This window comes from Siphonobacter sp. BAB-5385 (assembly GCF_002261125.1).
Taxonomy (GTDB): domain Bacteria; phylum Bacteroidota; class Bacteroidia; order Cytophagales; family Spirosomataceae; genus Siphonobacter.
In genome coordinates this window covers 19302-43970 of the sequence record NZ_NMPS01000171.1, presented here as the reverse complement: position 1 = coordinate 43970, position 24669 = coordinate 19302, and the positions used below count along the sequence as shown (strand labels likewise).

Annotated in this window: 18 protein-coding genes; 9 read left to right on the top strand and 9 right to left on the bottom strand. The window is 49.2% G+C overall.

Annotated elements, in window-relative coordinates:
• Nucleotides 1-433 precede the first annotated feature (433 nt).
• Together BWI93_RS16690 and BWI93_RS16685 are read left to right on the top strand one after the other, a co-directional pair.
• Nucleotides 434-3568: a TonB-dependent receptor gene (locus tag BWI93_RS16690; RefSeq protein ID WP_094813299.1), complete on the top strand. Its 3135-nt coding sequence runs from the start codon at nt 434-436 to the stop codon at nt 3566-3568.
• Between the two features lie 9 nt (nt 3569-3577).
• Nucleotides 3578-5083, top strand: a complete 1506-nt coding sequence (locus tag BWI93_RS16685) for a RagB/SusD family nutrient uptake outer membrane protein (protein WP_094813297.1) — start codon at nt 3578-3580, stop codon at nt 5081-5083.
• A gap of 357 nt (nt 5084-5440) precedes the next feature.
• Here the strand turns inward: BWI93_RS16685 and BWI93_RS16680 are convergent, their stop codons facing one another.
• A complete protein-coding gene (locus BWI93_RS16680) occupies nt 5441-6193 on the bottom strand; it encodes an HD domain-containing protein (protein WP_255157922.1) in 753 nt (250 codons plus the stop codon).
• Between the two features lie 310 nt (nt 6194-6503).
• On the opposite strand from BWI93_RS16680, the gene BWI93_RS16675 reads away from it, so the two are divergent.
• The 3 genes from BWI93_RS16675 (at nt 6504) to BWI93_RS16665 (ending at nt 9328) form a co-directional block, all read left to right on the top strand.
• Nucleotides 6504-7181, top strand: a complete 678-nt coding sequence (locus BWI93_RS16675) for a hypothetical protein (protein ID WP_255157921.1) — start codon at nt 6504-6506, stop codon at nt 7179-7181.
• A 288-nt stretch (nt 7182-7469) separates the two neighbouring features.
• Nucleotides 7470-7742, top strand: coding sequence for a hypothetical protein (locus BWI93_RS16670; protein WP_102201068.1), 273 nt, complete (start codon nt 7470-7472; stop codon nt 7740-7742).
• A gap of 11 nt (nt 7743-7753) precedes the next feature.
• On the top strand, nt 7754-9328 hold the full coding sequence (locus BWI93_RS16665) for a calcineurin-like phosphoesterase family protein (RefSeq protein WP_094813291.1): 1575 nt from the start codon (nt 7754-7756) through the stop codon (nt 9326-9328).
• 134 nt (nt 9329-9462) lie between these two features.
• Here the strand turns inward: BWI93_RS16665 and BWI93_RS16660 are convergent, their stop codons facing one another.
• Complete coding sequence (locus tag BWI93_RS16660) at nt 9463-9930, bottom strand: GNAT family N-acetyltransferase (protein ID WP_094813289.1); 468 nt, start codon at nt 9928-9930, stop codon at nt 9463-9465.
• Between the two features lie 67 nt (nt 9931-9997).
• Complete coding sequence (locus BWI93_RS16655; RefSeq protein ID WP_094813301.1) at nt 9998-10741, bottom strand: SDR family NAD(P)-dependent oxidoreductase; 744 nt, start codon at nt 10739-10741, stop codon at nt 9998-10000.
• A 306-nt stretch (nt 10742-11047) separates the two neighbouring features.
• Here BWI93_RS16655 and BWI93_RS16650 point away from each other — a divergent pair, with 306 nt between their 5' ends.
• Complete coding sequence (locus tag BWI93_RS16650) at nt 11048-12226, top strand: hypothetical protein (RefSeq protein ID WP_141217489.1); 1179 nt, start codon at nt 11048-11050, stop codon at nt 12224-12226.
• 63 nt (nt 12227-12289) lie between these two features.
• Here the strand turns inward: BWI93_RS16650 and BWI93_RS16645 are convergent, their stop codons facing one another.
• The 6 genes from BWI93_RS16645 to BWI93_RS16620 all read right to left on the bottom strand — a co-directional run bounded on the left by BWI93_RS16645 (nt 12290) and on the right by BWI93_RS16620 (nt 22054).
• Nucleotides 12290-17428: a hypothetical protein gene (locus BWI93_RS16645; RefSeq protein WP_094813285.1), complete on the bottom strand. Its 5139-nt coding sequence runs from the start codon at nt 17426-17428 to the stop codon at nt 12290-12292.
• Nucleotides 17429-17592: 164 nt separating this feature from the next.
• A complete protein-coding gene (gene prmA / locus BWI93_RS16640) occupies nt 17593-18432 on the bottom strand; it encodes a 50S ribosomal protein L11 methyltransferase (protein ID WP_094813283.1) in 840 nt (279 codons plus the stop codon).
• Between the two features lie 34 nt (nt 18433-18466).
• Entirely contained in the window at nt 18467-18883 is a 417-nt protein-coding gene (locus tag BWI93_RS16635) for a DUF2141 domain-containing protein (protein ID WP_094813280.1), read from the bottom strand.
• 439 nt (nt 18884-19322) lie between these two features.
• The gene (locus BWI93_RS16630; protein WP_094813279.1) at nt 19323-20297 is read right to left on the bottom strand and encodes a hypothetical protein; all 975 of its coding nucleotides are present in this window, start codon (nt 20295-20297) and stop codon (nt 19323-19325) included.
• A gap of 181 nt (nt 20298-20478) precedes the next feature.
• Complete coding sequence (locus tag BWI93_RS16625; RefSeq protein WP_255157920.1) at nt 20479-21363, bottom strand: NAD-dependent epimerase/dehydratase family protein; 885 nt, start codon at nt 21361-21363, stop codon at nt 20479-20481.
• Between the two features lie 70 nt (nt 21364-21433).
• The gene (locus BWI93_RS16620; protein ID WP_094813277.1) at nt 21434-22054 is read right to left on the bottom strand and encodes a TetR/AcrR family transcriptional regulator; all 621 of its coding nucleotides are present in this window, start codon (nt 22052-22054) and stop codon (nt 21434-21436) included.
• A gap of 320 nt (nt 22055-22374) precedes the next feature.
• On the opposite strand from BWI93_RS16620, the gene BWI93_RS16615 reads away from it, so the two are divergent.
• The 3 genes from BWI93_RS16615 to BWI93_RS16605 all read left to right on the top strand — a co-directional run bounded on the left by BWI93_RS16615 (nt 22375) and on the right by BWI93_RS16605 (nt 24668).
• Nucleotides 22375-23148, top strand: coding sequence for a phosphosulfolactate synthase (locus BWI93_RS16615; RefSeq protein ID WP_094813275.1), 774 nt, complete (start codon nt 22375-22377; stop codon nt 23146-23148).
• A gap of 34 nt (nt 23149-23182) precedes the next feature.
• The gene (locus tag BWI93_RS16610; protein WP_094813273.1) at nt 23183-23839 is read left to right on the top strand and encodes a VTT domain-containing protein; all 657 of its coding nucleotides are present in this window, start codon (nt 23183-23185) and stop codon (nt 23837-23839) included.
• 82 nt (nt 23840-23921) lie between these two features.
• Entirely contained in the window at nt 23922-24668 is a 747-nt protein-coding gene (locus BWI93_RS16605) for a shikimate dehydrogenase (protein WP_094813271.1), read from the top strand.
• Nucleotide 24669 lies beyond the last annotated feature (1 nt).

Sequence of the window (24669 nt, the reverse complement as noted above, 5' to 3'; positions counted from 1 at the left end):
GGACGCAAAAGTTGGTAGGCTGTGCCTACCGGGAAGGACGCACCCCGCATTTCACCCGCAGCGAGCCGTGTATAATAAGCGTAAATACGGATTTGTGAAATCAAGTTTTGTTTAACAAAACAGATTAAGAATTCATAAATACATAATTCACAATCTTCGGTGATTGTCTTTGGATGAACTCTCTTTGCGGCTGATTTAACGATGCGGATAAATACAAGCCTAAATCAGAACGGTCATCTGACCGAAGTAAGCGTTTCGTAACGAATACGCCGTTGATTTCAAGTTATAGTCCCGCCAAGCTTCCAATTTCCTCTTTTCCTGATGAATACTTCGCCCTACTCAGTACCTTCGGAAACTGAGGTCAGGTGTGTTGCCTGTTAAATCCCACGGATTATCTGAATCCTATTGAAAAATCTACTCGTTCAAATTTCCTATGGAAAAAATCTATTCAAAAACCCCCTGGATTACGCTGATGGGCTGTTTTCTGGGATTGGGTAGTTTGGCCGCCGAGCCACAATCTGATCTGGTACATCTGCGGATGGTTCGCGATCGACTGGAGGCAAGCGTATTTCAGGCCGGGCGTATTACGGGCCGCGTGACCGATCAGGAAACGGGCGAGGTTCTGGCTGGAGCAACGGTAGCGATCAAAGGCACGCAAATCGGTGTAACGACGGGTGCCGATGGCCGGTATAGCCTGCAACTACCCGACGGTGACATAACACTGGTGATTTCGTACGTGGGGTACACTAACGTAGAAGTGGCCGTAAAGTCACAAACCAGTCTGGATATTGCCCTGACGCCTTCTTCGAAACAACTGACGGAAATGGTCGTCGTTGGATACGGTGCTCAGCAGAAAAAAGAAGTACTCGGAGCCGTAGCCACCATTCCGACCAAGGAAATCAGTAGCCGGAATTATAACAATGCGTCGGAAGTACTCCAGGGAACCGTAGCGGGTGTGACGGTGGTCAACGAAGGGGGGGATCCTACCGCTTCGCCTACCATTAAGGTACGCGGGATTGGTTCGCTGAACGATGAGAGTCCTCTGCTGGTTGTGGATGGCGTTATTTATCCGGGAACGTTTAGCTCGATTAATCCGAATGATATTCAGTCGGTGAGTGTACTAAAAGATGCGTCGGCTGCCATCTACGGAGCAAGGGCTTCGGCGGGGGTTATTCTGGTAACGACCAAACGTGGTACCAGCGGTCAGATGAAGGTGAATCTGAACTACCAGCAGGGTTTTCAGCAGGTAGCTAAAAAACTTAAACCCCTGAACGCCGCTGATTTTGCTGACGCCATGAATACGGCAACCGATAACGCCGGTTTGCCCCGGATTCCGGCCTTTGATGCGACCATCAATCCGGATTCCCGCGTGACGAAAACCAACTGGATGGACGAGCTGTTCCAGACGGGAAAAATCTATAACATCGATGCCTCAGTAAGCGGCGGTACGGAGAAATCGAACTTCTTTTTCTCGGGCGGCTACCGTAAAAACGAAGGGATTCTGCTGAATACGTTCTCAGATCGGTACACGCTGCGACTCAACTCCGTGCATCAGATTGCCAAGGGCGTGAAAATTGGTGAAAACCTTTCGTATACCGTCAATAATGGTCAAACCGGAAACACGACCAGTGCCTATACCGGAGCCATCGTAACGGCCATTTTCTATCCGCCCAATGCCACGATTTACCGCAACGACGGCTCCGGTCGCTTCGGGGGCGTACCCGAACAGTACGCGGGTTCCTACGGGGATCTGGTCAACCCGGTGGCGTATCTGAAGCGTCTGGACAACCGCAATCCCGTCACGAACGTATTCATCAACCCGTATCTGGAATGGGAAATCATTAAAGGCTTGAACTTCCGGAGTAACTGGGGGATTACACAAATCAAAAACGATTACAAGCAATTTACGGTACGCGTAACCGAGCCGGGTAAAATTTTCGATTTCAACGAACTGTACCAAAGCAGCTACAGCTCCACGGATGTACTGAACGAACAGACCCTGAATTTCAACCGGACCTTCGCCGGAAAACATAACCTCGATCTGCTCGTCGGTCATACGTATCAGCATACCAAAGCCGAAGATTTTGGGGTGAAAGGAACGGGTTTCGACAATGAAGATCCTTCCCTACGGTACCTGAAAAATGCCAAACTGATTCAGTACGACCGCTCGAACGTTTTCGAGCGTGGCCTGGAGTCGTATGTCGGACGGGCCAACTATAATTTTGGTGAGAAATATCTGTTTTCAGCCATTATTCGTCGCGATGGTACGTCTAAGCTGCTGAACGCCAGTCGCTGGGAGTGGTATCCATCGTTGTCGGCGGGCTGGAACATTTCGGACGAAGCCTTCCTGAGTCGTACCAACTGGATCAGTAATCTGAAACTACGGGCCAGCTGGGGTAAGATTGGTAACCTGGCGGGTCTGTCGGACTATGCGTATAGTTTGCCGCTGGCTCAGTCGATGGCCATGCTGGGATCGACGCCCGTCATCAATTACGGATACGCCGAGCGGGCCTTGTCTAACCCCAATCTGCGGTGGGAAACCTCCCAGCAAACGAACGTAGGTCTGGATTTTGGCTTCCTGCAAAACCGCCTGTTTGGCTCGATTGACGTGTTCTCGAAACGTAACCAGAACATGTTGTTTCAGGAGCAATTACCAGGCGTAGCCGGTACGCCCGATGGTCGTACCATCAACGCTGGGGAAACGGAAAACCGGGGGATTGAAATCGGATTGACGTATCAGCAAAGCCTGGGCGACTTCAAGTATGATCTGAGTGCTAACGTTTCATTCCTGAAAAATGAAGTGAAATCATTGCCGTCGGGTCAGGAATTGCTGCCCATTGGATCGCGGGTGCGAAACCTGCCTAACTCCAACTTTCACATGGTCGGACAGCCTTTCGGAGCCTTCTATGGGTACCAGACGGCGGGTATCTTTCAGTCGGATGTGGAAGCTGCCGAGTACGTAAACAGCGAAGGAAAACGGTATCAGGCCAACGCCAAGGCCGGAGATTTCAAATTCCTGGATACCAACGGGGACGGCGTAATCAACGATAAAGACCGCGTGGTACTCGGCAACGTATTACCGACGAAAACCTTTAGTCTGAACGGAAATGCCTCCTTCCGGGGCTTCGATCTGAACGTGTTCTTCCAGGGATCCGCGGGTAACAAAATTTTCAATTCCCTGCGGAATCTGGCCCTGAACCCTGGTACGTATCCGGGTTATAACATGCTGGAAGAAGTGAAAGACGCCTGGAGTCCCAGTAACCCCGGTGGCACGATTCCCCGGCTGCGGGCGGGTTCGGATCCCAACAGTAACTTCAGCCGTATTTCAGACTTCTACCTCGAAGACGGAAGCTATCTGCGACTGAAAAACCTGACGCTGGGCTATACCGTACCTGCTACGGTTACCAAAGCCGTAAAAGCACGCGTATATCTGACCGGACAGAACCTCTTCACCCTCACCAAATACAGCGGCATGGACCCCGAAGTAGGGATCAGCAGCTTTGGTCAGGACGTGGCGAAGTATCCCTTGTCCCGCGTATTCATGTTTGGCGTAAACCTTTCTTTCTAATCATCCGTCATGAAAAAATATATTCTTCTGCTGGCTCTGGGACTAACGGCCTGCGACAAAAATCTCGACATGACCCCGCAGGGAGCCCCCACCACGGGTAACTTCTGGAAAACTTCCAGCGATGCGTTGGCGGGTGTGAATAGCATCTACGAACTGTACAGCGACGACGACATGTACGGTCGGGGTTTCTTTTGGCTCAACAACGCCAGCGACGACATCGGTACCAAACCCCGGGATAATGCCGAACGAATCAAGAATTTTCAGGTAACGGGCGACGAATCGGATACGCGGAACATCTGGGCTAAACACTACATGGTCATGAAACGGGCCAATGATGTACTGCGTAATGTGCCGAAAATTACGATGGATGAAACGCTGAAAAACCGCTATCTGGGCGAAGCGTACTTCAACCATGCGGTCATGCACCTGGAACTGGCCTATCGGTACGGCGACAACCGGGCGGGGATTCCTATTCAGGATCGTGACAATCCGGAAAATATTTACGTATCCCGGACAAAGAGCGTAGCGGAGAACTACGCCTATATCGCCGAAGATCTGAAAAAGGCGGCGGATCTGTTACCGCTCTTTTCCACGTATAAAACCGCGGATTACGGGCGGGCTCATAAAACGGCAGCCTGGGCATATCTGGCCCGGACGTATCTGTACGCCAAAGATTGGGCGAACGCCGAGAAATACGCGGATCTGGTTGTGGCCAGTGGTCAGCACGCCCTGTTGGATAATTTCGAGGACGTTTTCAAAACGGCTAATAACTGGTCGAAAGAGTACATCTGGTCGGTAACGTCGAGTGCGTCCGATACGCGGTTTGGCTGTATTTTCCCCGGTGTATGCCTGGATGATAAGGGTTGGGGATTGTACAATGGCTGGGGTAACTTCTATCCGACGAAAGAACTGTATGATACGTATCCGGCGGGCGACAAACGCCGCGAAGCTACGATTCTGAAAACGGGGGATAAGTTCATGTACTTCGGTCAGGAGCGTACTTATAACCAGGATAACTTTAAGGTAAGCTCAAGCAACCGGACGGGTTACCAGTTCCGCAAGTACATGGAGCCGTACGGCTATGCCAATCCGATTGGTACATATGTAAATCCGAACGGCGATAAGCCTTCTACGTCGCTGAACGTTCCTTTGCTGCGGTACGCGGATGTACTGCTGATTAAAGCGGAAGCCAAACTCATGCAGAATAAAAACGCGGATACGGAGCTGAATCTGATTCGTAAACGGGCCGGACTGGCTACGCTGACCAACGCCACGCTGTCTGATCTGAAACGCGAACGTCGGTGCGAACTGGCGGGTGAGTGGACCGACCGTCACTTCGATCTGGTTCGCTGGGGGGATGCTCAGGCCGTATACGCTCAGCCGCTACACCACGCGGATGGTCGGGTCATTTACGCCGCCCGGATGTTCAACCCGGCTATTCACCACGTCTGGCCGATTCCTCCGATGGAAATTCAGAATAGTAAAGGTACGCTGGCTCAGAATCAGGGCTGGTAAGTTTGAAAGTGACAATCCAAAAGACCCCGAAAGTGTTAAACTTTCGGGGTCTTTTGGATTGTCGTCTAGGATAAAGGAGTTGAACTGGTGCAGGTTTCCAAACCTGTACCTACCCTCGGGCAGTTTCTAAGGGCCAACCGCCTAACTGATATTCCCCGCATTGCATGCGGGGCTAATGCGGTTGAACCCCTTCGGGGTTAGCAGCTCGGTTACAAAAGACAGAGACAGGTATGCGTACCCAAACTTGCACCAGTGTTAGCCGTTTAAAGGTCAGGATCCTTAACCCCGAAGGGGTTCAACGATGATTAGCCATGGGTACAACCCATGGGACGGGACGGTACGTGTATCAACAATGCCTTAACCCTGCCGCTCGCTCAGACGGTACACCCGGCCGTGCTCCAGAATTTCGGGATCAATTTCCCGTTTCTTCAAAATGATATTGCTTGGAACAATCGGATTAAAATCGCTCATGCTTCGAATCTTATCCAGTTTCATCCGGGCGTGCAGACTGAATTCAATCAGATTGATTACGTGCGTATCGTTCTGGAAAAAGTCGTCCTCCAGCAGGAAGTTATGTTCCAGTAATTCGCGTAATAATTCCGCCAGTTTCTGATTGGCGTAGAGGTGTTCTTTCTTCTGGAAATACTCCTGATTGAGAACCATATACTTCTCCTTAATCCAGCGGGCAGCGGCCAGGGAAGTCACTACCATCCGGTTTTTGTATACCATTACGTTTTCCAGAAACGCATGAATTTCTTTAAGTGTCAGTAATCCTGCCCAGTACAAATCCCGCAGCGTATAATCCAGCCGATCGGCACACAAGTGGGGCAGGGGCTGTTCTAGGATCGAAAACGAGCCCGTCAGCATCTCATCCGCTGTATAACCATAGGCCTCCAGAATAGAGGAAATTTCGGGCTGCCGAAGAAAGTACGCAAACCACTTTTCATGAAAATCTTCTTCCTGATGATTCAGTACGTAATCAATCACGTGCGAAAAAGCCGTATGCGAAAGATCATGCAATAGCCCCGCCACCTGCTCTTTTTCCGAACCACCCAGTTGCCGGATGAGTAGCATTACCCCAACGGAGTGCTCAAAACGGGTATGCCGTATCTGGGGATTGACCAGGAAGATGGCTCCGCCTGGTGAATGAATTGTAAGCGTTGGAAAAACGAACTCTGGATTAGCGTTTCAAAGACTCCCGTAATCTCATGCGAACCATACAGTATATCGGAATACAACATATCTCAACTAGCAATTAACAGCACCACCTACCGGGCATGTACGTAAAACCAGTGGTCTGAAGTTTTTACCAAACCTCGTTTCCGGTAAAACGAACGCCCTTTTTAAGACTACGGATACCGGACAAAGTTTCAAACAAATAATGAATACTGAAGGTTAGTTTTGAAAAATTTCACAACCTATGAAAACAAAATCTTTATTCTTACTTCTACTTGGATTCGTTTGTGCCGGTGCCGCTCAGGCTCAAATTCGGCTGGACTTGGAATCAGGCCTCGTGTTCGGGACGCCTTACAACCGGATCCGTATACCCAATCAGGGCGGTACGCTGGTGGATATTGGCAAAGAGCTGGATGTCAAACCTAAGGTCTTTTTCCGTTTACGGGCGGGCTATACCATCAATAATCGGCACACGATTTCTGCTCTGTACGCCCCGCTAACCGTTCGCTATGATGGAGCTTTTTGGGAAAACGTTTCTTTTAACTCGGTGGTATTCGAAGCCGGGAAACCCGTGGAGGTAGATTACAAATTCAACTCTTATCGGCTAACCTATCGGTATGATTTCGTGGCCAACGAGCACTGGCGGGTAGGAGCGGGTGTGACGGCAAAAATCCGGGATGCCAAGGTGCGTTATAAAAACGATACGCAGGATACGAATTTCGATAACTTCGGTTTTGTACCGCTCATTAATTTCTACGCCTCCTGGCAGCCGGGCAAACGCTGGGGCGTCCTGGTAGAGGGCGATGCCTTGGGTTCAAAACAAGGTCGGGCCGAAGATATTTTTGCGGGAGCACGTATGCCCTGGGCGAGCAGGCCTTTGTCAAACTGGGCTACCGGGTTGTGGAAGGCGGAGCCGACGTAGATCGGGTCTACACCTTCAACTGGATCAATTACGCTTCCGTAGGTCTGGTGGTGGAATTCTGATTATTCCCCAATTACTACGTGCAATCAATGCCGATACGGTTCGTTTACCACCGTATCGGCATTTAGTTTTTGTATACATGTTACGTATAGCGTAAGTGGTTATGGGACGTTAATGGCGTCTGGAACAGGCGTTAACGGCATTGCATTAACTTTTTGTGAAGCCGCTTAACGAAAATATAACTTGGTGAAACCTAGGACTTCGCTACAATTTTGCGGCGTAAAACACATGCATCATATCGCCATGCTTCCCAAGTTTCTGCTATCAATGCCCAACGAAACGGACGTTGATTATGTACTTCACACGGATAACCCTTCTTTTCTGATTCGCGTTGACCGGAATGATGAAGATCAGCCGGTTTTATCGAAAAGATCTATCATTCGCTGGTACGATGCCGAACCTGCTCAGTCGGGCATTCTGGAGGCCGTTTTTGAGGAAATGATGGAGTTCCTGTTGGAAGAATACGACTTTATTTCAGACGAAGAAGAGTGGAACGACTAATCACCAGAACCATGAAACAGCAATGGCTGGCCTGCGGGCTAAGTACCCTCTTGTGCAGTGCCGCTTTCGCCCAGAGTCAGGTGAAAGGCTACGTGTACGACGATCAAAACGGAAACGGTAAAAAGGATAAAAAAGAAGTCGGACTAGCGAAAGTGGCCGTATCCAATGGTCGTGAAGTCGTACTGACCGACGAAAAGGGAGCGTATACGCTGCCGCTAGGACCGGATAATGCGATTTTTGTCATCAAGCCAACGGGGTATCGCCTGCCGGTAAACGAATACAACCTGCCGCAGTTTTACCGCCACCATAAACCTCAGGGATCGCCCAAAACCAAATTTGCGGGCGTAGCCGCTACGGGTGCACTGCCCAAATCTGTAGATTTTGCCCTGATCAAACAGGACGAGCCCGAGACTTACAAAATGCTCGTTTTCGGAGACCCTCAGGTGTATACGCAGGAACAGGTGACGTTCTTTGAAAAAGGGATCATCGACGAGGTAAAAACCAAAACCCAGGACGTGCGTTTCGGCATCAGCATGGGCGATGAAGTAGGAGACAACCCGAACCTGTACGGACCCTATAAACAGGCCATTCAGAAATTAGGAATACCCTGGTTCCACGTCATGGGCAACCACGACATGAACTACGACGCTCAGACGGACAGCCTTTCCGACGAAAGTTTCGAAGCCGCCTTTGGCCCGAACAACTACGCGTTCAACAGCGGGAAAGTCCATTTCGTCGTACTCGACAATATTCTCTATCCCGATCCCCGCGATGGCAAAGGTTATCAGGGTGGTTTACGTCCGGATCAACTGGATTTCATCGAAAATGATCTGAAACTCGTACCGAAAGATCACCTGATCGTATTCTGCTATCACATTCCGCCTTTCGAAGAATTTCGTAAGGAAGATCGGCAACGGATGTTCAACGCCCTCAAAGATTTCCCTCATACCTTATCTCTGTCGGCTCATACGCACTTCCAGCTACACCATTTCTTTGGTAAGGAAGAAGGTTTTGCCCGCGAAACGCCTCATCACGAGTACAACGTAGGAACGACTTCGGGAGACTGGTATTCCGGTGAAATGAACGCTCAGGGCGTACCCGTTTCGATGATGCGGGACGGTACACCAAAAGGATACATGTTTCTTTCCTTCAATGGCAACCAGTACGCCTTTGATTACCGCGTGGCGGGTCAGCCTGAGACGTACAAAATCGGTATTCACGCTCCGAAAGTGATTGCCCGTCGTCAGTCCGGAAAAGGAGAAGTATACGCTAACTTTTTCCAGGGTAGCAAAAACGATCAGCTTGAGTATCGGGTGGGTAACGGCGAATGGAAAGCCATGACTTATACGGAAGAACCCGATCCGATCATGGTCAGTACGCGTTTACGTTGGGATGAAGCTGCCGAACCACTGCAAGGTACACGTCCTTCCAATCCGGTGCCTTGTACGCACTTGTGGAAAGCCAGTTTGCCGGGAAACCTACCCGCGGGTGAACACACGCTGGAAGTACGGGCGAAGGATGCCTATGGCCGGACTTTCACCGGAACGCACGCTTTGAAAGTCATTAACGCAGCGGAAAATAATTAACCCATTACCGCTTGATCGTAACAAAGCCGAAGGAAGCCCTGCTTTCTTCGGCTTTCCTGTTTTCTAGCTTGTCCGGATGATACGAACCAGCAATCAAAAGCGTCCACCGTTTCTACGATGGACGCTTTTGAGTATCAGGAAATTTTCGAATGGTGCTCATACGTCATGTACGTATGCGGAATGCCATCTTCCACGTATTCCTGACCCGTCGAAACAAATCCGAGCGATTTATAAAACGAGAGCAGGTACGTCTGGGCACCAATTTTAATGGAATGAGGACCGAACAACCGGCGGCAATAGGCGATAGAGGCATCCATCAGCCTTTTTCCTAATCCCGTACTACGAACATCGGGTGCCGTAACGACCCGGCCAATGGCCGTATAGCCCTGATAGCAAACGTCCTTCGCAAAGAGTCGCGTGTATGCAATGAGTTTGCCCGTCGTATCGTCCTTGCCCATGCAATGCCAGGCTTTCTGATCGTTGCCATCAATATCCTGATACGGACACTTTTGTTCAACAATGAAAACTTCGGCACGCAGAGCTAAAATATCGTATAGTTCCTGAGTCGTAAGTTCGTGAAATTGCTTGAGTACAAACTGCATAAAAGGCTTAATGAAATGAAGAGATAAGTCAACCGTAAAGCAAATGAAAAAAACGTATGCCTGTTAATCAATAGGGGGAAGGACTGACGCTTGACCAGCCGCCATCGACCACCAGCGTTTGCCCGGTGATATGACCCGCCTCGGGCGAAGTCAGAAAAACGACAGCCGCCGCAATGTCGGCTACACGGGCGGGTTTACCCAGGGGTGTAATACGAGACCAGGTTGGGATGTATTCGGGATCATCGAGCGTACGTTCGGTCAGGGTGGCCCCCGGAGCTACGCAGTTGATGGTAATACCGTGGGGGGAAAGTTCGGCCACCAGCGATTTCGCCAGCATCTGTAGGGCCGCTTTGGTCATTCCGTAGGCAGCCAGGTAAGCGTGGGCCTGCTGACCCGTAACGGAAGACATGAGCAAAATCCGACCGCCCTGCCCCTGAGCTCGCATCTGGCGAGCCGCTTGTTGCGTCAGAAAGAAATTACCGCGAATGTTTAGATCCAATAATTTCTGGAGTGACTCGGGCTGATACTCAAAAAAATCGCCAAACGTAGTGATACCCGCATTTCCCACCAGAATGTCTACTGAACCAAAAGACGCTACAGTTTTTGAGACGAGATATTGAATGAAAGAAACATCGGAGGCATCGCCGGGAACGGCCAGACAAGTACCGCCTTCGGCCTGTATTTTTCCAGCGGCTTCTTCCGCCAGCGTTTCATCCACATCGTTGAGTACAACTGAGGCTCCCCGAAGGGCCAGCTGACGGCAGATTTCAAAACCAATTCCCTGGGCAGCTCCCGTAACAATAGCATTCATCAAGTCTAGCGAAAAGAGGCAGGCGTAAAGATAGACATTGTTTAGAGTTCCAAACGGCCAGCCCAGGGGATTGTTTTTAGCCAAACGTTTCCGTGATGCCCTGCTTCTACGACTGAGCATTTGGATTTGCCTAAAAAAACTCCAGATGAAACGGGCTTTCCGAAAAATTAGGCGATGGTGCCGTTTCAGGCAAAGCTTTGACTGTCAGTGTGTAAAAAAGCATAACGCTGCAAAATCAATCCAGTTTCTTTTTGTACTTTTCGACACGTTCTTCGGAATAGACCCCAATACCTCAACCGATTTATCATGCGTACAGTCATGAATTTACCCACCCCTGATGAAGTAGAAATCATTGCTGGCGAAGGCGATCCTGTACTTCGAAACCTGCAAATCACGCAGTGCTATTACGAACTTTCTGCTGCTTTTCTGGAACGCACCGGGCCGCTGGCCAACTGGTGTACCTTTGCTACCTGGGCTTCCAGGCAGGCCGGACAGACCATTCGCAAAGAAGATTTGAAACGTACCCTGGAAGCGGAATTGTCCGCTCGCTTACGCAATGACTCGGCCTTAGCTCTGCTCACCTCTTTACTGAAAGAGATGGGTGCCCATATCAAAACCGAGGAGCTGGAGCACCTACTCTGGAAAAAATTCATTACTCAAAGTATTGAGCGATCCAGTGAGGCCGTAGCCCGCGGTAATCAGAAGGTTTTTGAAGAAATCGGGTACGAGTTTGCTCGTTTTGAAAGCACTTGCTTGAATGACCTGATCTACACGCCGGAATCCATTGAGAGATTCTGTCAGAATTTGCGAGCTGGTCTTCCACCCGAAGGGCAGCGGTACTTGCAGCAGGCGTTTACGCATTACTACGAATCTTTTTTTGAAACCGATCTTCGGAAAAAGGCTGAACTGCAATTGCTGGCGAATCTGGAAATTGGTTTTCATGAGCAAACCCGTTTGCAGCCCGAAATTCAGGCCTCGCTTGAATCTGTATTGCTGCTGGATACCGAACGTGTAAAGCAACGCATCCGGGAAATTCTTTTTCCGGCGGGAAGCTTAATTAGCTATCTCCGCATGCTAGTCCAGAAAATGCTGGGCCGTAAAGCCGCATTCGAACAAACCCTCGACGATGTAATGCAACGGGTGGTTGGACAAATCCGCTTGCTGATTACCAGTCACCTGCTTACCCTGACGGTGCCGCCGAACGTACGTTTGCGGCTGGGTCAGGATTTAACCAGCCTTTTCCCTGAAAACCTGCGTAGCCTTTCCAACGAACGGTTACGGATTTTGTTAGCCCAGATCGATCCAACACTGGACAGTGTACGCGAAAGTGGGGCTCTCGACTGGGCTAATCTTCCCGAACGGCTGCAATTCATTGCCGATTTTTTCCGGTGTTATCAGGAATCCGTTGAATTGCTGGAGGCTCCTTTCACAGTCCTACAGGTACAGGCTCTGAAGCAGGGGCATGTACCGCAGGGACGATTGTAATTCAACGTACGTCAATGAAAAAGGCCGGGAAGTCCCGGCCTTTTGTGTGAGCTACTGTATGGATTAAAACCCAGTTTTCTTTTCGGCGGGCTTTTTCACCGGAGCAGCTTCCTGCGTTTCGGAAAGCGACGTGATTTTCTTCGTCTTGGTCGAATCAGAAAGGGTCGTTTTCCTGGCCGGAGCCTGTACAAGTGCTTTTTTGTCTTTCACTTTTTTCAGATCCGTGCTATCGGTTGCTACCGAGTCGCCAGGCATGGCGGTCGTTTCTTCGATGACTGCTTCCTGAGCTTTTTTCTTAGGTTTCTTCGCGGACTTCGCGGTTTCTTCCACTACGGTTTCTTCATCCCTAACTTCTTCCGCCGGGAAGGTTTCTTCCACTACCGGTTCCTGGGTCTTTTTCTTCGATTTCTTCGAAGGTTTCGCCTTGGTAGCTGCTACTTTCTCTTCCACCTGCTCCGTAGCGGCCGTTTCCTCGGTACCTACCGTTTCTTCTTTCGCTGGTTCCGCTTCCGTTTTCTTCTGAGCTACTACCGGGCGGGGGCGGGGAGCACGGGGTTTGTTGGAAGAACCGGCCCGATACATCGTACTAAAGCGATCGACGAAGTTGTTTTTGTCTTCTTCGGAAACCAGGAGAATTTTGTTATCCTTACCGGTTTTGGCCTGAAGCTGAGCGTTGAAATCCTGATCGGAGCTGAAGACTTCCGTCGTACCCTGAACCGAAGCAAAGTAGTACCACACGTCAGGGTTAAGTTCCAGATACAGGAACAAGTCATCAATGCCCGTCGGATTTTTACGAATTTCTACGGCTCCATCAAACTGGGCATTGATATCCGTTGCACCCACATTCGCCACGCCAATTCGCCCTACACTATAGAAAGCCTGATTCTCGGGATTATACCGCAAGCTCAGGTTGGAAAGTACTGCCGTTGCCGCAAATTTGGGCGAAACCGTAGGTAAGGCGACGCTGGCTCCATTGGTCGATTTCTGGCTGAATTGCTCGGCCACTTTGCCACCGGCAATGTTCGCAATTTTCAGTAACAGGCGATCAAAGTCTCCTTCGGCAGCCTCTTCGCTAATTTTTTCATCCAGATTCGTCTTCACAATTTTATCCGCGGCAACCGCCATGACAGGAGCGGGAATACTGGTGTTGAAGACCAGCATTGTATTGAACAGATACTTGGCCGAATCGGGAACGAGTCGGGCGAATCCCGCCGCTTGTACTGTAGTGGCAGGCGAAAACAGCGTCATCGGTCCTTCAAACGTGATCACTTTCTTGGAGTCATCCAGTACGTATTTTTTTCCTTCCAGCGTTTCGTCGTTAGCCCGGGCATCGCTGGCGATGGTGAGCTGATTGGTCTTGGCATCGTCCCGCAGGCTGCCGCTGGCCGTGAAAATGTCCGTATCCTGAGCATTGTACTTGGGCGACAGGAAGGTCAGATACAGCCCCTCGCCACCGAAATGCAAACCGGTATAGAGCGGCGTTGAGCCGTCTTCACCCTTCAGTCCATCTACGTGCAGACTTAAACTATCGCCGTTACTACCTTCGAAGGGAATCCAGGCGGGTTCGGCAATTTTGCTTTTCAGGTTGGTTTGAATCGCTCCCTTGAACTTGAGTCCCGGATCCGCCGCTACCATCGTAATGTCACCTTTATACAACAAACGGGGCGTGAGCAAAAAGCGATTTTCTTCGCTGATCCCTGATTTGGCCACGGTACCATAACTCACATTGGAAACCGTTTCCGTTTTGTTACGCCGACTGGATTTCGATGCTACGGCGGAGGTATTCGCAATCTCCCGGAATTCAAACGCATCCATCTTCAGATTTGTCGTATCGCCTTTGGAGCGAATGTACTGATAGGTAGCATTTCCTTCGAATTTCTTGGCCGATAAAATCTGAATCGTTCCGTCGGACAGATGGTGAAACTCATTGACCGTATCCGCAATGACGCGAGCCTTTTTGAGCGGTAAGATCTCCGCATCCTGTTTGATCGAAACCAGGCCGTTCGCCGGAATAATCTTGGCATCCGCTGACTTGATGTACGGTACGCCTTTGATATTCAGCGTCATTTTGTCCATTTCGTACAAGGCCTCCGCTCCATTAAAAGCCAGCCCTTCCTGCGTCGGATTCGTGGAAATGAACATAGACGTCTTGACATTACCCTTCATGGAAATCGTTTTCTTGGCAATGTCCCAGTCCGCCCGGTTGATCGTGGTCGTATAGGCCGCGTAAGGGAAGTACAGACTCGAAGAATCTTCCAGCGTCGCGTTTTTTGGGGTTTGAATCACCGCATTTTGAGCCACCGTATTGAACGTAACATCTACTGCACGCCCTAACAAAGCCGGTTTTTCAGCCGTACCTACCTGAATCTGAGCCCGTTCGGCGACGAACTGATCTTTCTTGAAGGAGAAGGATTCGGAGCTGATTTCGGAGTCTTTCCGTTTCATAACGCCCTCTCCGTACAGGCCGGTTGATCGGACCAGCAAACTGCCCGTCAGGTGCGAGGTGCCCTTGTAAAAGTCCAATGAACTTTCTTTGTCTTTGATAATCAGACTATCCTGCTTCGGCAACCATTTCACCTCATAGGATTTCAGAGCTACTTCGGGGAAATAGGTTTTACCTACCATGCCTTCCTTAATCCGGCCCGAAGTACCGCCCGTACTGATGACGGAATCCGGCGTCAGCACCAGGTTTTTAGCTTCCAGAGAAGTAGTCAATGTAGTCAGCACGCCATCGGCCCGTAAGCCTTCGTTATCCATGGTTAGCGTACCCGTTACTTTCAGATTTCCCTTGCCTTCGTACAGCTTCAATCCAGCTTCGGGAACCTTGTGGGTAAAGCCCAGCGAGTTATCGGGCATGGTAACGAGCTTGGTCTGGATGGGGGGGAGTACGCCATCCGAGTAAAATGTTCCCGCAAACTCAATGTCCTTACTGGTTAGACTGTCCTGATCAATTTTCGGGATCTTGAAGTATACCTTGCGGTTGTACGCACCTGCCAGCCGCGTCGTATCATCGAAGTAAATATTGACGCCATCCTGTACAACGAGTCGTGGTACACTGGGCTTCTTCCCAGATTTATTATTCGGTTTACCCAGGTATAATTTGCCGGAGCCGTACTTCAAATCCTGACCGATTTCCTTCGAGTTTTTCTTCCCTTTCATCTGCTGGGGAATGAAGGTTACCGTGTCGAGTTTATCGAGATTCACGTAAAACTGCTCGTAATTGAAATTCAGGTCGCGGCCTTTGAAGCGGAAGTTATCAAGCTTCATTTCGCCATTGAAAACAAACGAACGGTTTTTGCCGACCCGTACCACTTTATCCGAAGGGCGAATATAGATTTTGAGCGAATCGCTGACTTTAAACGGAGCTACACCGCGAATGGTCAGGTAGTTATCTTTAAAGTTGATGGAAGCATTGGCCAGACTATCCCGATCTGAACCGGCCTGGGTGGAAAGAATCGCCAAGTTGTCAAAATCCTTTTTCGCCAGAGCTACCTGTAAGTAATGCAGACCTTTGGAGCTGAGTTTTACCTGATCGGTATCGGGGTTGTAATCAATGAAGCCCTGTTCGATGGGTAGAATCAACGCGTCCCGCATGAGTTTACCCTCGCGGCGATAATGAGCCGCCAGTTCGTCCACCGTAATGGTCGATACGCCTTTCTGCTTGAGACAGTTCGCGAGTAGCGTCACCGGGTGAAATCCCTGCGGACTGGTCAGGCGGTCATACTGCGTCGACTCATAATAATCCACGGACTCGAAACGGGCCGGTACGGCGGTTTGGCCACCAATGATGTCAAACTCCAGGTGCTGACTCGGTAAGCTCCACTTGGCCGCGTCCGCCCGAATGGCAAAGCCGTGGTAGCTATCACTGAACGAAGCACTGCGATACCCGCCGCGTTCGAGGCGAGCCAGCCGCAGGTTCTTGGTCTGGGCATTGTACGTAAGTCGCAGGGCCGGGTGGGTGAGGGAGTCGCCCGTGGGAAAATAGCCGCTGAACTGGGCATTCGGACTATAAATCAGGGAGTCACTTAATTCAAAACCCTTGCTTTGGGCCCGAAAAGCAATTTTGTCATTCTGTTTAACGGTCAGCGTAGCCCGGTGACCATTAGCAGCCGCTCCGTACACTTTTGTTCCAATCAGAGCAAAACCACCCCGGTACTCGACGTCTTTGCCCAGGTTCTTCAGTTCCACGTCTGCCGTAGCGGACTCAAACTGTGGTTGGGTAATTACCGCATTGGGAGCACGTTTCCGGCTTTCAAACCGGAAGGTTCCGGGTACGGGCTCTTTCAGCCGTTCGCCGTAGGTTAGTACGGCTTCATCGGCTAAAATTCGCGGCGTCTTGAGCAGCATCTTGTACGACTTCAAATCCACGCTGGCCTGTTTCAGATCACCCATCGGCCAGGTGTATTTACCCGCCTGTCCGTACAGCAAACCTTCCCTGATACCCAGGGTCAAAGTCGCCTGATCTACCACAAAAGAATCCTGAGCCGTAACAATGGCTACTGATACGCCCTGTAAATCAAGCAGGGGACCCGCCGCCAGTAACTTTGGCTGAGGCAGAGCTTTTACGGGTTCATTGGTCGCTGAAACGGGCGTATCCCAGCCCGAATCGTCCCAACCATTCCCCCAGCCGTCGTCGGTAGGTTCCGTAGATTTGGGTTCTTCATCCGCTGGTTTTGGGGTGGTTGCGGGTGAAGTCGTTTTCTCGGTCCGTACATCCAGCGGTTGATCAATGAAGCGGAATTTAAAGGAGCCTCCAGTGGTGGGAAGTTTATGGAAGTTCGTAGCGTACAACTGACGCGAAGTCAGGAACAGCCGGACAAAGTTCAGATAATTCAGGTACGCTTTGCTATCGCTGGACTTAAAGGTTTTTTCCGTTACGCTCAGAAAGTTACTCAGTTCTGCCCCGCCCAATTGCTGTTGTGTCGTACCGTGAAGAGCCTGAAACCAGGGAAGCAGGTACGGCGGTTGCTTCATGTTTTTGGCAAACATGGCCCGGGTAATGGCGATGATCTGCGACTGCTGGGCTGCGTTGAATCCTGTCCAGGCCGTCGCGAAGTCGGTACCCACCTGTTTCTGACCAAAAGCGGCCGTTGCCGTTTGAACATCCTGCACAAACTGATCCGGCTGATCCGAAAATTTAACCTGCTGAGCGTACGATAACTGGAACGTCAGTAAGAGTGTAAAAAGTAGTAAAAACCTCATACAAGAAATAGTTAGTAGCGGGTTGGTAGAAGTATCGTTTAGGGAACAGAAAACGTTCCGGCAATTCGTTTTTCTTTAAACGCGAAACTGCCTGCTTTTCGCCAAAGTCGCAACAAAAAAAGCCTCAACTCTACGCTGAGGCTTCTGCTAGCAGGCGAATAGCCTTATAGTTGGCGAGTAAAACGGGCCGCAGCCCAGCCATTTCTGGTTTTCAGCGAAGTCAGCTGTAAACCTACGGATTGTGCAACAGCTTCGATTTCTGGCAGATCGTGTTCGTAAAAACCGCTGATGACCAGCGTTCCGACGGGCGTCATGTACTCGACGTACGTCGGAATTTCACGAAGCAGAATGTTCCGGTTGATGTTAGCCAGTACCACGTCATATTGGGCGGCGGGTTCGTCCTCAATGGTGCCCTGGCGAACATGTACGACGTCTTCCAGGTGATTTAACTGAACGTTTTCCAGGGCATTTTCCGTCGCCCAGTCTTCAATATCGAAGGCAGATACGTAGGTGGCTCCGCGGAGAGCAGCCATAATGGCTAAGATGCCCGTACCCGATCCCACATCCAGTACCTGTTTGCCACTTTGGTCAATTTCCAGTTGATGAGCCAGCATCATCCAGGTCGTTTCGTGGTGACCCGTACCAAAGGACATTTTGGGATTAATTTCAATGATGTATTCGTAACTGGAAGCGTCCATGTCGTGGAAACTGGCCCGCACTAGTACGCGACCTTCTACGTCGATGGGGGGGTAGTTACGTTCCCATTCCGCGTTCCAGTTTTCTTTCTCCAGGTATTTAATGCTGTAATCGACGGTTCCAGTGATGGACTCGTACTGTTGCATGATGTGCTGCAACGCATCCCCGTTGAAACCCGTTTCCGGGATGTACCCGAGCAAACAGGTGTCTTCTTCAACAAAAGATTCGAAACCAATTTCGGCCAGTTCCGCCACGAAGATGTCGTGTACCCCGGGCGAAACGCAGAGTTTTAGTTCGTAGTAGTTCATAAAACGAAGGTACGGCAAAAGCTACGGACAAGGCCTACAAAAGCTGAAGATACATGTGATTGTTCTTCTGCGAATACACAAACTTACACTGGTCGTACTTGGGGGATTTCACCCGCGGACGATAGTTATTGGAAAAGCAATACGGTTCTTTGGGAATGCCTACAATATTAGTATTGAGCTTCCCATCGCCGTTTTCATCCTGAAAAACGGCCACTGCATATTCTCCGTACGGGAGATCGTCAATGAACAAGGTCGGAGAGGACCCGCCGTTGGGTTCAAGTTTGTAGTTTTTGAAAGGCACTTTCGTGAAAGGGTCACTTTTACGGAATACGCCCACAACCAGAGGAGCCCGGGTATTACGAACATTAGTGAAAGTAATGGCAAGGGGTTCCTGTTTGGCGGGAAGGATAAAATTGAGTACTAAATGACTAATAATGAGCAACGATTTCATAAGCGAACGTAAAAAAGACTATCAACAATTGACTAAAAAAATTGGGCAGTTGCAAAGCCACTGCCCAATAACGTTCAACCTTCAACCTTTGTCTGTTTTGGATTGAATTGGGATTACTCCCAAATCCAACCAGACATCCAGACGTCGTTAGACGCCTGAACATTACAAAAATAGAGAAATTTTGTTAAATACTATTTTTTAGTAAATATCATTGAATGTTATATTTTATTCCAATTATAATGAGCAATTCAAAATAAAATATATGTATTAATGAGTAATGTTTAAGTATAATTCTTTATTTACTAATAAATGTATTGCTAAAATTTTGTAAGGAGTTTACTTGCCGAGCACTACGGATTTAGATAAAATTCAATTAAACAAGGACTTTCGTCAGAACTAAGTCTGCCGACGAAAGTCCTTGAAGTGTCGGCAAGAATCATTATTTTTTAGGCATAGACGAATTTTTGTCCATTTGCGACAGAGTCGTTTCTACCTCCTGTAATTTATTAAGTGCTCCTACTAATTTTTGGCGTTTTTGGTTTAATTCCGTCCGTCGGGCTGCTGAAGGAGAGGCTTTCAGCTCCTGATCTACCGCTTCCAGGTGTTTATTCACCTGACTCATCAAATCTTTGGAGGAATTCATTCCTGTGGTACCACTGGTGGGATTAGCCATTGCCTTTTCCACATTCGTCGAAGTGGCCGTCATTGACTCCGTCGCGTTAACACCGTTTCGCTGACCGGGCGTAGTCATGGCCTGGGTACGTTGTGAGGTATCCGCTGAGGGAGGAGCTACCATATTTTCTGGATTGTTTGGCAACTCCTTACCGGAAGTATTTCCGGAACGAGAAGATTTGCTCAGGTAGCTATTGACAGTCGGTGCTGATTCTTTCGATACACCCGTTTCCCGGCTCATGTCAGGCCGTACACCGGCAGTATTCGTAGTTGTATTGGTGGAATTGGTCGTCGTATTGCCCCGCATGAGTGAATTGTTGGAACCGTTGCTCATCGTTGAGCTGGTCGCTGGATTACCCGTACCGGAAGTAACCGTTGGGTCCGTTGCTGATGGATTCGCCGCATTACTCATCGCTCCGGGGTTTACCACGGATTGATTCGAAATATTCGTCTGATTATTGTTCGTCGCCGAATTGTTTCGATTGGTCCGGTCCCGATTATCCGAACGAGCATAGGAATTGTTCGGAACCATACCGCCCTGTTCTACAATGCCTGTGTTGTTCGTAGCGGGCGTGCTGGAACCCGGTACCGTACTTGAATTGCTGGCGTTGTTCATCCGAACAGAAGCCGTGGAGAGAGAGTCCGTGCGGCTATCGCCAGCAGGAGTAGAGCGAGTACTTTGACAGGAACTTATACCGATAACGGCCAGGGCCGCGGAGAGTACGATGATATTCTTTTTCATGGCTTTTAATGTTGGTTGGAATTTTCTGTTTGGCTGTAGTGAAGAAAAGAACATTCCAAAGAAAAAACTGGGGAGTATTGAGGAACGATTTGAGGAACTTTGAGTAGGGATTGCAAAAGAAAAGCGACTGGAAACCAATCGCTTGTGTAATTATTAACCGTTCAAGAAGCTCAAAATCTGTTTAAACATGAGTGGCTAGACGGATGCCTTCGCTGTAGGTGGTAGGCTGAAAACCAAAGTGTTTCTCAAACTTACTGCTATCAAACAGATAGGTATGTTCGTATTGGTACAACATTTCAATGCTTTCCTTCAAATCAGGAACGAAGAGACCCGCCATCTGAATCATCCATTTAGGTAGCGTGGTAAATTTTGAAGAAACTCCTAATTGCTGGGCACAGGCTGTGATAAATTCCGCTCCGGTAAGGGCGGGAGCCGCCGTCGGCAAGTGCCAGATTTGCCCGTAAGCTTCGGCATTGTTACCGAGTAGAGCCATCGCGTGCCCCGCATCGGGTGTAAAAATGAAAGAATGCTTTACTTCACTATTTACCAGCCACTGGGCTTTCTTTCCTTTTTTCAAATTCTGGATGACGGTAATGTCTATCACGCTGGTCTTGACGTTGGGACCGTAGAAATCCGGAGCCCGGGCAATCACGGCTTCGACATTACCGGCTTTGGTTTCGTCTAACAACTGCTGGGCGATTCGGGCCCGAATTTCCCCTTTTTTACTGATGGGATTCACGGGTGTCTCTTCGGTCATGGTTCCCTGCACGTATCCCAATGCGTAGATGTTGTCCAGGAATACCAGCCGGGCCTGGTGTTTGCGGCAGGCCTGAATGACATTTTGCATGACTACTGGCCAGTGTTCCTGCCAAAGTTTGGTTCGATAGGGTAAACCCACCGTCAGATAAACGATGGAAGACCCTGCAACCGCCGCATCTACCTGAGCGGCATCAAGCAGATTGGCGGGGAAAAGGGTATCGCTGGGGTTGACTCGCTGAGGTGTTCGGCTGACCAGTCGAATTTCGTCAGTGTAGGTACGCAGGTGTTGGGCGAGCGGAACAGCCACGGCTCCGCCAGAGCAAGAATCGTTTGCATGGCTTGAAGGGAAAAACGGTTGAGAAATAGTTAAGACTGACTTAGACTTTCAGCGAGGTAATCAATAGATCAAGGGATTGGTCCATGAGTTGCTGCGTATTTAAATGCTCCGGAAAAGCTTTGAGTCGATTCCGAATGTGTAAGCAAGCCAGTCCATGTACAAACGACCATACCGATAAAGCGGTAACATATAAATCGTTAGTACGAAGCAGCCCCTGATCCATGTTCTCCTGGATGATGGAGCAAAGCGTATGAAAAGACTGATACCCGCAATCCCAGGTACTTCCTTCCTGAGCTTTTTCCAGAGCGTTCATGGGAGAGTAGGAAATGAACATCAGATCATACATTTCTGGGTTGTTGATTGCAAACTGCACGTATCGATGACCCAGTTGCCGGAATCGCTCCAAGGGGTCAGCTATTTCCTGCAGGGTTTGAAAGGAGGCGAGGAGTGCGTCGAAGCCCAATTCGTGAATGGCAAATAGCAACTGATCTTTATCCTTATAATATAGATAAATCGTAGCGGGACTGTATTCAATCCGGTCCGCAATGGTACGGATAGACGTTTTCTCATACCCTTCTTCAATGAATACCTGCCTGGCCGTTTGCAGAATCAGTTCCCGCATTTCCTGTTTTTCCCGCTCTTTTCGTTCCTGTATACCCATGTAATTTATTTTGATGTAAATTTAATGAACAGTGTTTAGTAAATAAAACATGTTCGGAAATGATTTTTAATTTCTCGTATTGACTTTAAATTAACTGGCTGATTAATAGAATATTATAGTGCTTTGTGCTAAACAATGTATTCGATCTTGGAAACAATGAGCCGCGAAACGGAAAATAATTCTAAACTTTGAGCAGTCCGAGGCGTTTCCTTCTCGGACCCCCGGAAATCCCCCTATTACCAGAGATTTATTCCGGATTCCTTGTCTAACGGTTGGACTAGGCTACTTTTGCACTTTCTCGTGAAAGCAATCATTGCCGTATGAATTACCATTTAAATCAAATTCCCGAGCGTACCGAGAAGCCCCGGCAGTCTGGATTAACCATGGCTATGGACAAAGGGCTAAGTATCAGACAAGCAGAAGATTTTCTGGATGTTGCTGCCGATCATGTAGACATTGTAAAGCTGGGATGGGCGACGTCTTTCGTAACGCCCAGGCTGAAAGAAAAATTGAAAGTTTACAAGGAAGCTGGTATTCCGGTTTACTTCGGCGGTACTCTTTTTGAAGCGTTCGTTATTCGCGGTCAGTTTGATGATTACAGACGCGTAATCGACGAATTCGGCTTGACGCACGCGGAAGTCTCTGACGGCTCCATTGATATGCCTCAGGATGAGAAACTACAGTACATCAGTACCTTATCGAAACAGGTAACCGTACTTTCGGAAGTAGGATCGAAGGATGAAGCGAAGATCATTCCGCCGTATAAGTGGATTCAACTCATGAACGCGGAACTGGCGGCTGGTGCCTGGAAAGTAATCGGTGAAGCCCGTGAAGGGGGTAATGTCGGTTTATTCCGCTCTTCCGGAGAGGTCCGTCAAGGCCTGGTCGAAGAAATTCTCACGCAGGTTCCCGCCGAGCACATCATCTGGGAAGCTCCCCAAAAGGCTCAGCAGGTATGGTTCGTACAGCTCCTGGGAGCCAACGTGAACCTCGGAAACATTGCTCCCAATGAGGTTATTTCGGTGGAAACCATCCGCTTAGGCCTCCGGGGTGATACCTTCTCCCATTTTCTGAATATGGAAAAAGACTGTTAACTTCCCACCCAAATTCTATCTGTCTCTTCTTTTTATGGAAATTATTAAAGGATTGTTGGATTTCCTCATGCACCTGGATCGTTACCTGGACGTGTGGGTAAATGAGTACGGATTGCTGACCTACGGCATTCTTTTTCTGATCGTTTTCGTGGAAACTGGCTTCATTGTCATGCCTCTGTTGCCCGGCGATTCGCTGCTATTTGCGGCTGGAGCACTGGCGGCCCGCGATACCAATGAGCTTTCAGTAGGGGTAATCATTCCCCTGTTGATTGTGGCGGCTTTGATGGGCGACAACCTCAATTATTTTGTTGGCAAGTACTTCTCCAATTTTATTCGATCGAGGGAACGTATTCTGTTTTTCAAACGCGAATACCTGTACAAAACCGAAGAATACTACGCTAAATACGGTGGACAAACGGTGATTATCGCCCGTTTCGTACCGATCGTTCGGACGATTGCTCCCTTCGTTGCTGGAGCCGGTAGTATGACTTACGGACGGTACATTTTCTTCTGCGTAGCGGGAGCCGTACTTTGGGTAACGAGTATTTCACTACTGGGCTACTTCTTTGGTAACCTGGAATTTGTGAAGAAGAATTTCGAGATTGTTGTTTTCGGAATCATCGGTCTTTCGGTATTACCTATCATTTGGGGAATTCTGAAAGAGAAATTTATGACGAAGAAAACGGTATAAAACCTTTTCAAAAGCAAAGCGTAAAGAATTAGTAGAGGTGTCAAAGCCATTACGATTCTTTACGCTTTTTTACTGATACCCTATGAACCTCTACGCCCTCATCGGCTTTCCGCTCGGACACTCCTTCTCCAAACGTTATTTCACCGAGAAATTTCAACGGGAAGGGCTAGCCGAAACACACGTTTACGAACTATTTGAATTACCCGAAGCGAACGAATTACCGGCTTTAGTAGCTCAGTGGCCGGAACTAAAAGGGCTGAATGTAACCATTCCGCACAAAAAAGCCGTACTGCCCTTCCTGACCGAACTGGACCCGCTGGCCGAACGAATCGGTGCTGTCAATGTCATTAAAGTACAATCCGATGGTACGCTGAAAGGCTATAATTCCGATTACTGGGGCTTTCGCTGGTCGCTTGAACGCTGGGAGCCTTTTCAACAATTGCAACCGAAAAAAGCCCTGATTCTGGGGGATGGCGGAGCCACCAAAGCCGTTCGTATCGCTCTGGAGGATCTGGGCATTACGTACAAAACGGTATCCAGGAAAGAGTCCGATGCGTTTCTGAATTACTCGGATTTGAACGCGGATGTACTGGCTGAGTATTCGCTCCTCATTAACGCCACGCCGCTGGGCACGTACCCGAACGTCGACGCCTGTCCGGACCTGCCGTACGCGTCACTGACCGAACAGAACCTGCTGTACGATCTGGTCTATAATCCCGAAGAAACGCTCTTTATGAAACGCGGAGCTGAACACGGAGCTGCCACGCACAACGGATACCGCATGCTGGAATTACAGGCTGAGAAGTCCTGGGAAATCTGGAATGAATAAC

Excerpts from the sequence above, each read along its gene's own strand:
- BWI93_RS16605 (WP_094813271.1), top strand. The coding sequence starts at position 23,922 with ATGAACCTCTACGCCCTCATCGGCTTTCCGCTCGGACACTCCTTCTCC.
- BWI93_RS16635 (WP_094813280.1), bottom strand. The coding sequence starts at position 18,883 with ATGAAATCGTTGCTCATTATTAGTCATTTAGTACTCAATTTTATCCTT.
- prmA (WP_094813283.1), bottom strand. The coding sequence starts at position 18,432 with ATGAACTACTACGAACTAAAACTCTGCGTTTCGCCCGGGGTACACGAC.
- BWI93_RS16620 (WP_094813277.1), bottom strand. The coding sequence starts at position 22,054 with ATGGGTATACAGGAACGAAAAGAGCGGGAAAAACAGGAAATGCGGGAA.
- BWI93_RS16615 (WP_094813275.1), top strand. The coding sequence starts at position 22,375 with ATGAATTACCATTTAAATCAAATTCCCGAGCGTACCGAGAAGCCCCGG.
- BWI93_RS16650 (WP_141217489.1), top strand. The coding sequence starts at position 11,048 with ATGCGTACAGTCATGAATTTACCCACCCCTGATGAAGTAGAAATCATT.
- BWI93_RS16670 (WP_102201068.1), top strand. The coding sequence starts at position 7,470 with ATGCATCATATCGCCATGCTTCCCAAGTTTCTGCTATCAATGCCCAAC.
- BWI93_RS16665 (WP_094813291.1), top strand. The coding sequence starts at position 7,754 with ATGAAACAGCAATGGCTGGCCTGCGGGCTAAGTACCCTCTTGTGCAGT.
- BWI93_RS16630 (WP_094813279.1), bottom strand. The coding sequence starts at position 20,297 with ATGAAAAAGAATATCATCGTACTCTCCGCGGCCCTGGCCGTTATCGGT.
- BWI93_RS16675 (WP_255157921.1), top strand. The coding sequence starts at position 6,504 with ATGAAAACAAAATCTTTATTCTTACTTCTACTTGGATTCGTTTGTGCC.
- BWI93_RS16690 (WP_094813299.1), top strand. The coding sequence starts at position 434 with ATGGAAAAAATCTATTCAAAAACCCCCTGGATTACGCTGATGGGCTGT.
- BWI93_RS16610 (WP_094813273.1), top strand. The coding sequence starts at position 23,183 with ATGGAAATTATTAAAGGATTGTTGGATTTCCTCATGCACCTGGATCGT.
- BWI93_RS16685 (WP_094813297.1), top strand. The coding sequence starts at position 3,578 with ATGAAAAAATATATTCTTCTGCTGGCTCTGGGACTAACGGCCTGCGAC.
- BWI93_RS16660 (WP_094813289.1), bottom strand. The coding sequence starts at position 9,930 with ATGCAGTTTGTACTCAAGCAATTTCACGAACTTACGACTCAGGAACTA.
- BWI93_RS16645 (WP_094813285.1), bottom strand. The coding sequence starts at position 17,428 with ATGAGGTTTTTACTACTTTTTACACTCTTACTGACGTTCCAGTTATCG.
- BWI93_RS16655 (WP_094813301.1), bottom strand. The coding sequence starts at position 10,741 with ATGAATGCTATTGTTACGGGAGCTGCCCAGGGAATTGGTTTTGAAATC.